Source organism: Erythrobacter oryzae, from assembly GCF_030271515.1.
In the GTDB taxonomy this organism is placed as follows: domain Bacteria; phylum Pseudomonadota; class Alphaproteobacteria; order Sphingomonadales; family Sphingomonadaceae; genus Erythrobacter; species Erythrobacter oryzae.
In genome coordinates this window covers 59,792-73,242 of the sequence record NZ_JASCXI010000001.1, presented here as the reverse complement: position 1 = coordinate 73,242, position 13,451 = coordinate 59,792, and the positions used below count along the sequence as shown (strand labels likewise).

Here is a 13,451-nt window from a genome sequence, read left to right as displayed (position 1 = left end):
CGGGCGTGCCGGTCTGATGATCGGCGCGCCCGTCCTGCTGCTGGCCTCGCCCTTGATGGCGCCGCAGCTTCTGGCCTTCCCCCATTATGCGCAGGCCGGGGACAGTCAGATCTGGTCGGAGACCCCGATCGATCAGGCTGCGCTCGAAAAGGTCATGGCCCGCGCCGAAACACTGGTGTCCGCCAGCCCGATTGCGCGCGAGCATGAGCCGCGCCGCATCTTCCTCACCGATGACAGCTGGCGCTGGCTGTGGCTGGCGAATATCTATCGCGGCACCTTTGCCCTGACGCGCCTTGGCGGGCAGAACCTGATCGTCAACCGGGCTGACTTGGCCGCTGATCGCATCACCAACAACCGAACCGTCGGTGGCTCGCGCAAGCTTTCCTCTGTGATCGCGCATGAGATGACCCACGGCGTGCTGCTCAACCATTTCGGTGTGGTCGCGATGATAGGGCAGCCGCGCTGGCGGGTCGAAGGCTATTGCGACCATATCGCGCAGGAAAGCGCCCTGTCGGACGCGGACGTTGCCCGCATCGAGGCGCGCGGGGAAAAGCATCCCGCGCTGCTCTATTACCACGGTCGCAAACGCGTCGAGTCCGCACTCGCAGCCAATGGCGGATCGGTCGACGCGCTCTTTGCGCAGGACTGACCTCATCCTCCGACACAACGGGTGACAGCACCGCCCCTGCCCGTTAAGCCTTGGGCATGGCTGGCGAACTGACCCTTTCCCCCGTCCTTTCGGACGCGCTGGTGATTCTCGGCGCTGCGGGCGTCGTCATTCCGGTCTTCGCCCGCTTCCGCATCACCCCGATCATCGGCTTCATCCTGATCGGCGTTCTGGTCGGCCCTTCAGGCCTTGGTTCGCTCGTCGATGAGCATCCCTGGCTATATTACATAACCATCACCAACGTGGTGAGACTGGTTCCCTTCGCGGATTTCGGCATCATCCTGCTGCTGTTCGCGATCGGGCTGGAGCTCAGCTTCAACCGCCTGTGGGAGATGCGCAAGCTCGTGTTCGGGCTCGGCGCGCTCGAAGTGCTGCTCAGCGGCGGGGCGTTGGCGCTGTTCATGGCGCTGGCGGGCGACATGAACGTCGCCGCCGCGCTGGCGCTGGGCTTCGCGCTCGCCTTTTCCTCGACCGCGATCGTCCTGCCGATTTCAGGCACCCGCTCCCCCGTCGGGCGCGCGGCGCTTTCGATGCTGCTGTTCGAGGACATCATCATCGTCCCGATCATCTTCGTGCTCGGCGCCCTCGCTCCCAATGCTGCCGACGAAGGCTGGGCGGGCATGGGGCGCACCCTGTGGCAGGGCGGCCTCGTGATCGCGGTGCTGCTGGTCGCGGGCCGCTTTGTCCTCCCCCGCCTGTTCGCGCAGGCCGCGCGCACCAAGAGCCCCGAACTGTTCCTCTCCGCCTCGCTGCTGGTGGTGATCGGCGCGAGCCTCGCGACCGCGCTGGTCGGCCTCTCGCCCATCGTCGGCGCGCTGATCGCGGGGCTGCTGATCGCCGAGACCGAGTATCATACCGAGGTCGAGCAGATCATGGCGCCCTTCAAGGGCCTCGCGCTGGGCGTGTTCCTGATCACCGTCGGCATGAGCATCAACCTCGTCGAGATCGCCGGCCAGATCGGCACCATCGCGCTGGCGGTGACGGGGGTGGTGGTGTTCAAGGCGCTGGTGACCGGCGTGCTGCTGCGCCTCATGGGCGCGCGGCGCAGCACTGCGGCCGAGACCGGCCTGCTGATGGCCTCGCCGTCCGAGACCACGCTGATCGTGCTCGCCGCAGCGACGAGCGCGCTGGTGCTCGATGCCGAGACCGCGCGTTTCTGGCAGACCGTCACCGCGATCGGCCTCACCATAACGCCGCTCCTCGCCAAGCTCGGCGCGGTGGTCGCGCGGCGGGTCGACGGGACGGTGCACGAGCCCGAGGAGGACGATACCGACAGCGCGCGCACCATCATCGTCGGCGGGGGCCGCGTCGGCCGCCTCGTCGCCGACATGATGCGCGCCCATGCCAAGCCCTATGTGATGATCGATTCCAACCCCGATCTGATCGATACGGCAAAGCGCGACGGCTACCGCGCAACCTTCGGCGATGCGGCGCGGGGCGACACGCTCGCGCGGCTCGGCGTGGAAACCGCGCCTGCGGTGGTGCTGACGATGGACGAGCCGATCCTCGCCCAGCGCCTTGTCGCCAAGCTGCGCCAGACCTATCCCGATCTCCTGATCGTCGCCCGCGCCCGCGATCCCGATCACGCCGCGGCGATGTATCGCGCCGGCGCGAGCCACGCCGTGCCCGAGACTTTGGAAGCCTCGCTCCAGCTGTCGGAAGCCGTGCTGGTCGACATCGGCGTCGCGATGGGCCCGGTGATCGCCTCGATCCACGCCAAGCGCGACGAGTTCCGCGAGCAGCTCGAACGCGATGGGGGGCTGAGCGAGAAGCCCAAGCTGAAGACCGCCAGCCTGCGCGAGCGCGAGGCCTGATCATTGCGGCCACGGCAGCCGCTTCAAGTGCACACGCAGCCCGGAATCGCCCTCGACCGTCTCGCTCTCGCCTTCTGCCAATTGCACCGGCACGTTGATGAACGCGATCGCGCTGCGCAACTCGCCGCACTGGGGCAAGCGGTGCTCCCAATAGGTGCGCAGCCAGAAGCCGTACGCCTCCCCATAGTCGACGCTCGACAGCGTCAGCACGAGGGCGCTGTTGCGCGACACCTTGCGGCGTTCTTCGTAACTGCACGCGGGGTTGATGTCCCGCAGATCGGTCTCGATCCGCGCGCCCTCGTATTCCGACAGGTAGAGCTCGCCCGCCCAGATCAGCCGCTCCCCGCCCGTGACCTTCACCTCGAAGCGGAAGTTCTGGAGCGGTGTGTCGCGCCGGTTCTTCTCGGTGAACCAGTAGATATTCGGAAATTCGCGCGGCCTGTCTTCTTCGTTCGGGCGATAGCCTTGCGCCGATGCAGCCGCCGGCGCGAAGGCCAGCAAACCTGCCAGGACGACGCAGAAGAACCGCTCAAGGAAAGCGCGTAAGTTCGACACGCAGCCCCCTCTCGCCCTCGATCACCCGGGTCTGCTTCTCCGCGAGCTCGACTTCCACCCGCATACCGGTCGCACGCGTGCCCTCCTCCGCACAGGGCTCGGCGGGGTACGTCCAATTGGCCTCGACGCTGTAGAGATAGGGACGCTCCCGCTGTCCGGGGCGGATGGTCAGGTCGATCGTGTGGCGCCGCTCCTTGAAGCGGTCATTGTCGCGCGGACAAGCGGCATCCATGTCCTGCACATGGGTGCGCACATAGGCGTGGCCGAAATCCGTCATCGCCAGATAGCCCGCCCACATCTCGCGCGCGCCGACAAACACCCGGGCGTGGATCGTATAGGGCGGGACCGGCGGCGGCTCTTCGGTGGCGAGTTCCGCACCGGGGGGAACGGTCATCACCGCAGCAGGCGGCGAGCGCGTCTCCTGCGCGGCGAGCGGCGTGGTCAGGGCAAGGCAAGCAGCCGCGAGCCACGCGCTCAGCCAGCGCCGATCATGCGTCATTGTCACCGTCCATTGTCCTTGCAGGAGAGCGAATCTCTTGCTCGGAAAATGGCGCGATTTCGTTACGAATCGCTGAAGTTCAAAGGCTTGGGCCGCAGCGGCCTCAGGCCATCGCCGCCTTGACCGCCGCCAGTGCCTCGGCCGCCTTGCTGCCGTCGGGGCCCCCGCCCTGCGCCATGTCGGGCCGCCCGCCGCCGCCCTTGCCGCCGAGCGCTTCCACGCCAGCGCGCACCAGATCGACCGCGCTGAAGCGGGACGTGAGGTCGTCGGTCACCGCAGCCGCGATGCTCGCCTTGCCATCATTGACCGCGATCACCGCCGCCACGCCGCTGCCCATGCGCTGCTTGGCTGCATCGAGCAGCGGGCGCAGTTCCTTGGGGTCGAGCCCCTCGAGCACCTGCCCGCTGAAGGTGACGCCCGCGACGGTCTCGTCAGCGGTGGCCGCACCGCCGCTGCCGCCGCCACCCAGCGCGAGGGCCTTCTTGGCCTCGGCGAGTTCCTTTTCGAGCCGCTTGCGCTCGTCGAGCAGCGCGGCAAGCCTTGCGGGGACTTCCTCAGGGGTGGCGCGGATGACGCTGGCGGCGCTCTTGAGCGCTTCCTCGCGGCCGACAAGCCACTGGCGCGCGCCCTCGCCGGTCATCGCCTCGATCCGGCGCACGCCCGAGGAGACCGCGCTTTCCGAGACGATGCGGAAGATGCCGATGTCGCCCGTGGCGCGCACATGGGTGCCGCCGCACAGCTCGACCGAGTAGTTGCGCCCTTCCTTGCCCGACCGGCCCATGGCCAGCACGCGGACCTCATCGCCATACTTCTCGCCGAACAGCGCGAGCGCGCCCGCGGCGACCGCGTCGTCGGGGGTCATCAGGCGGGTGCTGACGGTCTCGTTGGCCCGGATCTCGGCGTTCACCTCGGCTTCGATCGCGGCGATGTCCTCGGCGTTAAGCGCGACCGGGTGCGAGAAGTCGAACCTGAGGCGATCCTCGGCGACCATGCTGCCCTTCTGCGTCACATGCCCGCCGAGGCGGTTGCGCAGCGCGGCGTGGACGAGGTGGGTCGCCGAGTGGTTGGCGCGAATGCGGTCGCGGCGCTCGGCATCGACCTTCAGCTCGACCGTATCGCCGACGCTGACCGCGCCCTCTTCGATCCGCACCTGATGCGCGTGGAGGCGCCCGAGCGGCTTCGAGGTGTCGGTGACCACCGCGCGCAGCCCGCCGAGGCTGGCGATGGTGCCCGCATCGCCCGTCTGGCCGCCGCTTTCGCCATAAAAAGGCGTCTGGTTGGTGAGGATCACGACCTCGTCGCCCGCCGCGGCGCTGGCGACTTCGGCTCCGCCCTTGACGATGGCGACCACCTTGCCCTCGCCGCTGGTCGAGGCGTAGCCGGTGAACTCGGTCGCGCCTTCGCGTTCGGCGATGTCGAACCAGACCTCGCCCGAGGCCGCTTCGCCCGAGCCCTTCCACGCGGCGCGCGCGGCAGCCTTCTGGCGGGCCATCGCGGCATCGAAGCCTTCGCGGTCGACCCCGATGCCGCGGGCGCGCAGGGCGTCCTCGGTAAGGTCATAGGGGAAGCCGTAGGTGTCGTAGAGGCGGAAGGCGACCTCGCCGTCGAGCTCGCCGCCGGTCGCAAGGTCGCCGGTCGCCTCGTCGAGGAGCTTCAGCCCCTTGTCGAGCGTGCGGCGGAACTGGGTTTCCTCGCGCTCGAGCACCTCGGCGATCAGCGCCTGCCCGCGCACTAGTTCAGGGTAGGCCTGCCCCATCTCGGTGACGAGCGCGGGGACGAGGCGGTGCATCAGCGGTTCGGCAGCGCCGAGGAGGTGCGCGTGGCGCATCGCGCGGCGCATGATCCGCCGGAGGACATAGCCGCGGCCCTCGTTCGAAGGGAGCACGCCGTCGGCCATCAGGAAGCTGGTCGAGCGCAGGTGGTCGGCGATCACGCGGTGCGAGGCCGCATGGTCACCCGCCGCTGCGACGCCGGTGAGGCTTTCGGAGGCCGCGATCAGCGCCTTGAAGGTGTCGGTGTCGTAATTGTCGTGCACGCCCTGGAGCACGGCGGCGACGCGCTCGATCCCCATGCCGGTGTCGATCGAGGGCTTGGGCAGGTCGCGGCGGGTGCCATCGGCCTGCTGCTCGTATTGCATGAACACGAGGTTCCAGATCTCGACGAAGCGGTCGCCATCTTCGTCCGGGCTGCCCGGAGGGCCGCCGAAGATGTGGTCGCCGTGGTCGTAGAAGATCTCCGAGCACGGCCCGCAGGGGCCGGTGTCGCCCATCGACCAGAAATTGTCCGAGGTCGGGATGCGGATGATGCGGTCCTCGGGCAGGCCCGCGATCTTCTTCCACAGGTCGAAGGCCTCGTCGTCGGTGTGGTAGACCGTGACGGTGAGCCTGTCCTTGGGGAGGCCCCATTCCTTGGTCAGCAGCGTCCAGGCGTGGGTGATCGCCTGTTCCTTGAAATAGTCGCCGAAGGAGAAATTCCCCAGCATCTCGAAGAAGGTGTGGTGGCGCGCGGTGTAGCCGACATTGTCGAGATCATTGTGCTTGCCCCCGGCGCGAACGCATTTCTGCGAGGAGGCCGCGCGGGGGCTGGCCGGGGTCTCGAGGCCGGTGAAGACGTTCTTGAACGGCACCATCCCGGCATTGACGAACATCAGCGTGGGATCGTTGTAGGGCACGAGCGGCGCGCTCGGCGTGGCGGCGTGGCCATTCCGGCTGAAATACTCGAGAAAGGAGCGGCGGATTTCGTTGGTCGACGTCATGGCCGTGCAGTTAGGCAAAGCGGCGCACTAACGCAATGGAGCGCGCGCAATCGGACTTTGGGGGCACAGAACGCGAAAGGCCGGTGCGTGCCTGGGGAGAGCACGCACCGGCGTTCCGCTTGTCCGGGCGCTGGTGGGGACAGCCGGGCCGGAGCGGGACACTCCGGGAGCCAGCCATGCGCCCGCTTGGGAATCACATGTCCGAGTCCGCGTCCGGCCCGGTCATCATCTCCCCGGCGACCTGATCGGTGCGGCTGCGGATCGCAGCTTCCAACCGGTCGCAAACTTCAGGATTTTCCTTGAGGTAGGTCTTGGCGTTCTCGCGGCCCTGACCGATGCGGATCGAATCGTAGGAGAACCAGCTCCCCGACTTCTCCACGAGGCCCGCCTTGACCCCGAGATCGAGGATCTCGCCGATCTTGGAGATGCCCTCGCCATACATGATGTCAAACTCGACCTGCTTGAAGGGCGGCGCGACCTTGTTCTTGACCACCTTCACCCGCGTGGTGTTGCCGGTGATCTCGTCACGCTCCTTGATCTGGCCGGTGCGGCGGATGTCGAGGCGGACCGAGGCATAGAACTTGAGCGCATTGCCGCCGGTGGTGGTTTCCGGGTTGCCGTACATCACCCCGATCTTCATGCGCAGCTGGTTGATGAAGATCACCATGCAGCGCGAGCGGCTGATCGAGCCGGTGAGCTTGCGCAAGCTCTGGCTCATCAGGCGCGCCTGAAGGCCGACGTGGCTGTCACCCATCTCGCCTTCGATTTCCGCACGCGGCACCAGCGCCGCGACCGAATCGACTACCAGAACGTCGATCGCGTTCGAGCGCACCAGCGTGTCGACGATCTCGAGCGCCTGTTCGCCGGTGTCGGGCTGCGAGACGATCAGCTCGTCAATGTCCACACCCAGCTTGCGGGCATAAACCGGATCGAGCGCGTGTTCGGCGTCGACGAAAGCTGCGGTGCCGCCCGCCTTCTGTGCTTCAGCGATGACGTGCAGCGCCAGCGTGGTCTTGCCCGAGCTTTCCGGGCCATAGACTTCGATCACGCGGCCGCGCGGCAGGCCGCCGATGCCGAGCGCGATATCGAGGCCCAGCGATCCGGTCGAAATCGCTTCGACCTGCATCGCTTCCTTCGAGCCCAGCTTCATCGCCGAACCCTTCCCGAAAGCACGATCGATCTGTGCAAGCGCTGCTTCCAGAGCCTTTTGACGGTCCACGGCCTTCTTGTCCTCTTCCACCAATTTCAATTGGGTAGCCATCGCACGCGCTCCTTCGCTTGCCTAGGGGCATTACGGAGTTTTCCGCCGCCCTTGGGAGCCCATGTATCGCATTTGTTCTCATGGAACAAGTAGGGAACGGAAAATTTTTTCGGGGGGCCGCAAGCCCCTTCCCTAATCGCTCACCTTGTCGCGCAGGCGCCAGTCGAAGGTCTTCTCGCTGTTGGCGGGCAGCGTGACCTCGACCGTCTGGTAGCCGTTCTTGAGCACCGGCTTCATGCGCGGGAAGCGGATGTCGTAGCCCCCGGCCCAGGCCAGTTGCAGGCGCACGGTCACGGGGTGCGGGTTGGCGTTGGTGAGGACGCTGCGCATCGCGGTCCACTTGCGGCCCTGCTCGCGCCCCGTGCGACTGACCGCAGCGCAGCGGGCGAAGACCTGCTGGCTCTGGGGCAGATCGAGCTCGATATCCTGCCCGCGGGCGTAATCGCGCAAGCTCGTGGTCGCCCCCAGCCGCTCGCCGCCGGAGGTGGGCTCGTAGAGCGTCATCGCCCCCTGCGGCAGCGCGACGCCGAGGCCCTTCTTGTCCTCGTTCTTCGTCACCAGCAGGACGCTGGCGGGCCAGGGATCGTCCTCGGCCCCGATCCACGCGTCGGGGTTGCAACCCACCTGATAGAGCAGCCGCGCCTTGACCGCGTCCTTGTTGAGGAAGGCGACCTGCTTCATCCCCTTGGCCGAGACGTCGGCGCGGCCGGGCACGCGGAACAACTTGAGGTCGCCGAGATTCTCTTCCTCGGCCGTCACCACCGAGACCGCGAGCGGCACGTCCTGCATGTCCGCGCGCAGCCTTGCGCCGGTCACCACGATCGCCTCCATCGCCATCGGCGGAGGGGGCGGTGCCGGCGGGGGCGGCGGCGGAGGCGGCGCGTACATCCCCGGCTCTACGCCGTCGGAGGTGCTGCCCAGCGGGTAGCAGGTCAGATAGAGCCCTTCGGCCACCGGCGGATCAGCGAGGCCCTGGTAATCGCTCTCCACATTGAGCCGCCCGGCGATGATCTGGAGCCGCGCATTGTCGAAGCTCTGGCCGTTGTCGTTGACGAGGGTGAGCCAGCTCAGGAGGCCCATCTCGAACTCCTCGCCCGAGGGCTTGCCGCTCATCCGGCCGACGTAATCGGCCTGCCAGTCGAAGCCCCAGGCAAGGTAGGTGAGGGTCACGTCAAAGGTGCCCCCCTCGGGAGAGCGGGTATCGACCGAGAACACCGGCTGGGCGGAAAGCCCGGCGGGGATGCGGCCATAGGTCAGGGTCTCTGGCAGGCCTGAGCACTGCACCGCCTCGAAGCCCTGCCCGGTCTGGAGCACCAAGCCCCCGTCGGCACGGGTGCGCACCACGGCGGTCTCGCTCACCTGCTGGCCGGTCGCGGGGTTCATCCGCGTGATCGTCACCCGGTTGCCGAGGGTGCCATCCACCAGCGCCGCGGGCGAGAGGAGCTGGGCATTGCGATTCTTCTCGATCGTCCCGCCGGGGAGCCCCGTGACGATCGCCGAGACGCCGACCATGCCCTCGGCGACGCCCTCGAAACGGATGGTCGATTCGCCCTTGGGCAGGGTCACCCGCCGCGTCTCCGAGATCATCGCGAGGCCGCCCGGATACTCGGCGTCGAGCTCCTCGCCCTCGCCGCGATCAGGGTCGCGGTAGATGGTGACGGCGATATCCGATGGCGCGGCGGCATCGACCACCTCGCGCGCCCACAGCGGGGCGGCGAGCGCCAGGCCCACGCCGGCGAGCAGGATCGCGGCAGAGCGCATGGCCCGCGCCTCAGTAGCGGGTTTCGTAGGTCACGCGGATCACCCGCTCGCCCTCGGCGGGGACGGGAATGGTGTAGCGCCGCCGGTCGGCGTTGAGCTGCACGCCGGGCAAGTCCTCGGCGGTGACGCGGAAATCGTCCGACCACCAGTTGTTGCCGAGCCCGCTCTGGGTGAGCTGCACCTCTACGCCCTCAGCCTTGGCGTTGGTAAGGGTGTAGCGCATGACGGTGCGGTAATAGGTCTTGGGCCGCTCGAGCGTGCCTTCCTCGACCACCCGGCCATCCTTGACCACCCGCCAGCGGGCGCTCTTTTCCCATTCGGCGGCGGTGATGGTCTCGCGGCTTTCGACCTCGGCCTTGACGGTGATGTCGAAGGCCTCGCCCGTCACCAGCGAGAGGTCGCTGCCCATCGGGGTGTGGCCGATGCCCTTCTCGCCGATGAACTGCGGGGTGCCCTCGCGGTCGCGCTGGTAGAAGCGCACCGTGCCGGCGGGGAGCGCGTCGCCCAGCCCCTGCGCCTTCGACGTCGAGAAAGCGATGCGGCTTTCGACGTTGATGGGCTGCTCGTCGTTCTGGCGGAAGTAGATTTCCCGCGAGTAGATCTTCTTCGCCGGGACCGCCTGCACGTCGAGGAAGCTGACCTGCTTGGTCTGGGCATTGGCGATCGTGGTGCGCCCGCTGATGGGATAGAGGTAGAAATCGCCGAGCCGTTCGCGCGAGGCAGCCTCGGTTCCGGCGCGGACCATGCCGCGATCGCGATAGCCGCCGCGCCCGCCGCCATTGGGATCGCCCGCGACCAGCACGGTGTCGGCATTGTGGAAGGTGGTGCCGGTGTTGTTGGTGAGCGTCACCCAGCCCTGCATGTCGATGGTACCGGCGCTCTCGTTATAGAGCGCGACATAGTCGGCGTTCCACCCGAGCCCGCCGGTCAGATAGCGCAGTTGGACGGGCCGCGTGCCGGCGCGGGTCGAATCGAGATTGACCGAAAGAGTGGGGCGCGCGCGCAGGCCCGGGGGAACGCGGTCGAAGATCACGCGCACCGGCAGGCCGTCGTCACGCAACACCTCGATCCGGTCGCCGATCTGGATCACGGTGCCGCCAGCGACCGAGAGCACCTTGGCGCGCTCGCGGGTCTCGGTGCCGGTGGCGGGGTTGGTGCGAAGGAGCGTGACGGTCTGGCCGATCGCCTTTTCCATCAGCTTGGAGGGGGTGAGCAGGTCGTAGTCGAAATTCTGCTCGATGATCGTGGTGTTCGCGGCGGCAAAGCTGAGGGTCTGGGGACGGATCTGGGCCGAGACATCGGGGAACTCGACCCGGCTCTTGCCTTGGGCGATGGGGAGCTGGCGCACGTCCTGCACGAGCGCGAGGTTGGAATTATAGATGGTGATCGCGACATCGCCCTGAGCGGTTTCAGCCGGGGCAGCGGCCTCGCCCGCCGGTGCGCTCTGCGCCGCGGCGCCCGCTGCCAGAACCGCAGCACCGATGGTGCACGCGCCGATAATCGCACGGTTGATCATTCCAGTCCCCTCCACTCGTTATGGGCGAGGATGAACGATTATGCGGCTTTATCCAAGGTGAACGGTGTGCGCAGCGGTGCAGAAATCGGCTGCGGCTCACGCCCCCGCCGTCGCCCGCGCCTCGCGCAGTACCGCGCCGACCTTGTCGCCGATCGCCGCGACGCTGAAGGGCTTGGCGATGAAGTGCATGTCGGGGATGTCGATGTCGCGCCGCAGCTGCTCCTCGGCATAGCCCGACATAAACAGCACCGGCAGATTGGGCAGCCGCGCCCGGATCGCGCGGACCATCGCGGGGCCGTCCATCCCGGGCATCACCACGTCGCTGACGACGATATCGAACTGCACCGACCCTTCGGTGATCGCCGCAAGCCCCTCCTCGCCGTTGGCGCAAGGGGTGACCTCGTAGCCCGCGCGGGTGAGCGCGCGCTCGGCGACGGTGCGGACCATGTCCTCGTCCTCGACCAGCAGCACCTTGCCGCCCGCCGACCAGTCGGACGAGACGATCTCCTGCACCGGACGCCGCCTGGTGACCTCGCCGCGATGGACGGGGAAATAGACCGTGAAGCGCGCACCGACCGGGTGCCCGCCCTTGTCGGTGATGTTGTCGGCGAAGATGAACCCGCCCGATTGCTTGACGATCCCGTAGGCGGTCGAGAGGCCGAGGCCGGTGCCCTTGCCCTGCTCCTTGGTGGTGAAGAAGGGCTCGAACAGCTTGGGCAACACATGCGGGGGGATGCCGCCGCCGGTATCCTGGACGATCAGGACGGTGTAGTCGGCGGCCGGCAGGACTTCGGAGCCGAGCTGGATCACCTGCTTGGCCTGCAAGCTGCGGGTGAAGAGCGAGATCCGCCCCACCCCCTGCCCGCGCGACTGGATCGCATCGCGGGCATTGACCGCGAGGTTCATGATCACCTGCTCGAGCTGCTGCGGATCGGCGCGGACGGGTCCGAGGTTGCGATCGTGCTGGACGTAGTAGGTGATCTTCTCGCCTAGCAGCCGCTTGATCAGCGGGCTGACCTCGCTGACCACGTCGGGCAGCTGGATGATCTCGGGCCGCAGCGTCTGCTGGCGCGAGAAGGCGAGCAGCTGGCGGGTCAGCGAGGCGGCGCGGTTGGAATTGGCGCGGATCTGCTGAATGTCGTCATAGTCGCTGTCGCCCGGGATATGGCGCAGCAGCATGAGGTCGCAGGTGCCGATGATCGCGGTCAGCACATTGTTGAAATCATGCGCGACCCCGCCCGCCAGTTGCCCGACCGCCTGCATCTTGGTCGCCTGCGCGACCTGCCGCCGGAGCTGGTTCTCCTGGGAGGTATCGGCAAGGCTCAGCAGCACCGCCGCCTCGCCCAGCCCGCGCACCCCGGCAAGGCCGAGGCTGACCGGCTCCTCGGGCGAGTTCGTCAGCCGCACCGCGACATCGCCGCTGGTTGCAGGCCCGCGCCCATGACGGCGCACCGCGTCCGACAGTGCGGCCTTGTCCTCGCGGGTGACGAGATCGGTCGGGAAAGCGGGCAGCCCCCGCCCCTCGCGGCCCACGCTGCGCAGGAAAGCCTCGTTGGCGAAGAGGAATCGCCCATCGCGGTCGGTCATGGCGAGGCCGAGCGGCAGCTGCGCGAGCAGCGCGTCCAATTGCGCGACGCCCGCCTGGCTGGCCCCGTCCCAGCCCGAGCCGATGCCCACACCCGAATCGATCAGCAGCATCAGCGAGGTCGCCTCGTCGGGCCCCGCCGCCGTCACGCGCTCCTCGGGATTGACCAGCGGCACGTCGACCAGCGTCTGCGGCGTCCCCCCGCGGCCCTCGCGCGCGAAGAAGATGCGGTCGCGCTCGTCGGAGCGCAGGAAGCTGACGAAGTCCTGCCCGACAAGGCTCGCGCGTTCATCGCCTGCGGCGCGTTCGGCGAACCCGGCGCTGACCGCGCGGATCACGCCGTCCGCGGTGGTGATCGCGCTCTCGATCCCCGCGCGGCTCAGCATCTTGCCGAAAGGTCCGGCAAGGTCGAGCGCCTGCAGGCTCTCCCCGCCGGAACGCGCGAGCGGCTTCAGCCGCCAGATCAGGTGATCCTCGCCGCGCCCGGCGCGGGTCGCGGTGATTTGCCAGCGGGTCTCGTCCGAAGCCTCGACCTCCTCGAGGCTCGACGTTCCGTCGCGCCAGGCATTGCGCGCGAGCAGCGTCACCGCCTCCAATGCCGCACGCTCCATCGGCAGCGCGGGCGGGGCCGCGCCCGCGCCGAAGCTGTCGAGGAAGAACAGGTTGGCGCAGACCATGCGGTTGGCGCGGTCGGTGATCGCGATCGCCTCGCCCGCGCGCTCGATCGCGGCGACGGTGACGCTCCAGTCGGGCGCGGCAAGGCTGCGCTCCTCGGCAGGGCCGCGCACCCGGTCGAGCAGCACCACGCCGCCCAGCAGCACGCCCGCAGCCAGCACGAAGGCGAGCGCGACGATGGCGCTGCCGGTCGCAAACCACAGCACCGCCGCGCTCGCGACCACCCCGCCGCCGAGCCCTGCAAGCAGGCTCGCAGGCGGCAGCCCGGCCGCGCCTTCAGCCTCGTCAGCGAGGATCGGACTGGTAGATTCTTTGCCGGTGCGGCGGGACACGAGAGGCAGGCTCCTGAGGCTGGCTGGAGGC

9 protein-coding genes are annotated in these 13,451 nt (G+C 68.0%); 2 read left to right on the top strand and 7 right to left on the bottom strand.

From position 1 onward, the window contains the following. Positions 1–16: 16 nt before the first annotated feature. Both PFX90_RS00355 and PFX90_RS00350 read left to right on the top strand, forming a co-directional pair. Entirely contained in the window at positions 17–649 is a 633-nt protein-coding gene (locus tag PFX90_RS00355) for a hypothetical protein (RefSeq protein ID WP_285709199.1), read from the top strand. A gap of 56 nt (positions 650–705) precedes the next feature. Further along, positions 706–2,481 (top strand): cation:proton antiporter domain-containing protein, encoded by a 1,776-nt coding sequence (locus PFX90_RS00350; RefSeq protein ID WP_285709197.1) that lies wholly within the window; start codon positions 706–708, stop codon positions 2,479–2,481. Here the strand turns inward: PFX90_RS00350 and PFX90_RS00345 are convergent, their stop codons facing one another. The 7 genes from PFX90_RS00345 to PFX90_RS00315 form a co-directional block, all read right to left on the bottom strand. Further along, positions 2,482–2,982 (bottom strand): hypothetical protein, encoded by a 501-nt coding sequence (locus PFX90_RS00345; protein WP_285709194.1) that lies wholly within the window; start codon positions 2,980–2,982, stop codon positions 2,482–2,484. 28 nt (positions 2,983–3,010) lie between these two features. Continuing rightward, positions 3,011–3,535, bottom strand: a complete 525-nt coding sequence (locus PFX90_RS00340; protein ID WP_285709192.1) for a hypothetical protein — start codon at positions 3,533–3,535, stop codon at positions 3,011–3,013. A 103-nt stretch (positions 3,536–3,638) separates the two neighbouring features. Then, entirely contained in the window at positions 3,639–6,290 is a 2,652-nt protein-coding gene (gene alaS, locus PFX90_RS00335; protein WP_285709188.1) for an alanine--tRNA ligase, read from the bottom strand. A 193-nt stretch (positions 6,291–6,483) separates the two neighbouring features. Next, on the bottom strand, positions 6,484–7,551 hold the full coding sequence (gene recA / locus PFX90_RS00330) for a recombinase RecA (RefSeq protein ID WP_285709185.1): 1,068 nt from the start codon (positions 7,549–7,551) through the stop codon (positions 6,484–6,486). Between the two features lie 132 nt (positions 7,552–7,683). Further along, positions 7,684–9,312 carry a DUF4139 domain-containing protein gene (locus tag PFX90_RS00325; RefSeq protein WP_285709183.1) on the bottom strand — a complete coding sequence of 543 codons (1,629 nt, stop codon included), beginning with the start codon at positions 9,310–9,312 and terminating at the stop codon, positions 7,684–7,686. Between the two features lie 10 nt (positions 9,313–9,322). Beyond that, entirely contained in the window at positions 9,323–10,828 is a 1,506-nt protein-coding gene (locus PFX90_RS00320) for a DUF4139 domain-containing protein (protein ID WP_285709181.1), read from the bottom strand. Between the two features lie 96 nt (positions 10,829–10,924). After that, a complete protein-coding gene (locus PFX90_RS00315; RefSeq protein ID WP_285711212.1) occupies positions 10,925–13,351 on the bottom strand; it encodes a response regulator in 2,427 nt (808 codons plus the stop codon). Positions 13,352–13,451 lie beyond the last annotated feature (100 nt).

Bases quoted from the DNA above. Each gene is read 5' to 3' on its own strand.
- recA (WP_285709185.1), bottom strand. From the start codon at position 7,551: ATGGCTACCCAATTGAAATTGGTGGAAGAGGACAAGAAGGCCGTGGAC.
- PFX90_RS00355 (WP_285709199.1), top strand. From the start codon at position 17: ATGATCGGCGCGCCCGTCCTGCTGCTGGCCTCGCCCTTGATGGCGCCG.
- alaS (WP_285709188.1), bottom strand. From the start codon at position 6,290: ATGACGTCGACCAACGAAATCCGCCGCTCCTTTCTCGAGTATTTCAGC.
- PFX90_RS00320 (WP_285709181.1), bottom strand. From the start codon at position 10,828: ATGATCAACCGTGCGATTATCGGCGCGTGCACCATCGGTGCTGCGGTT.
- PFX90_RS00340 (WP_285709192.1), bottom strand. From the start codon at position 3,535: ATGACGCATGATCGGCGCTGGCTGAGCGCGTGGCTCGCGGCTGCTTGC.
- PFX90_RS00350 (WP_285709197.1), top strand. From the start codon at position 706: ATGGCTGGCGAACTGACCCTTTCCCCCGTCCTTTCGGACGCGCTGGTG.
- PFX90_RS00325 (WP_285709183.1), bottom strand. From the start codon at position 9,312: ATGCGCTCTGCCGCGATCCTGCTCGCCGGCGTGGGCCTGGCGCTCGCC.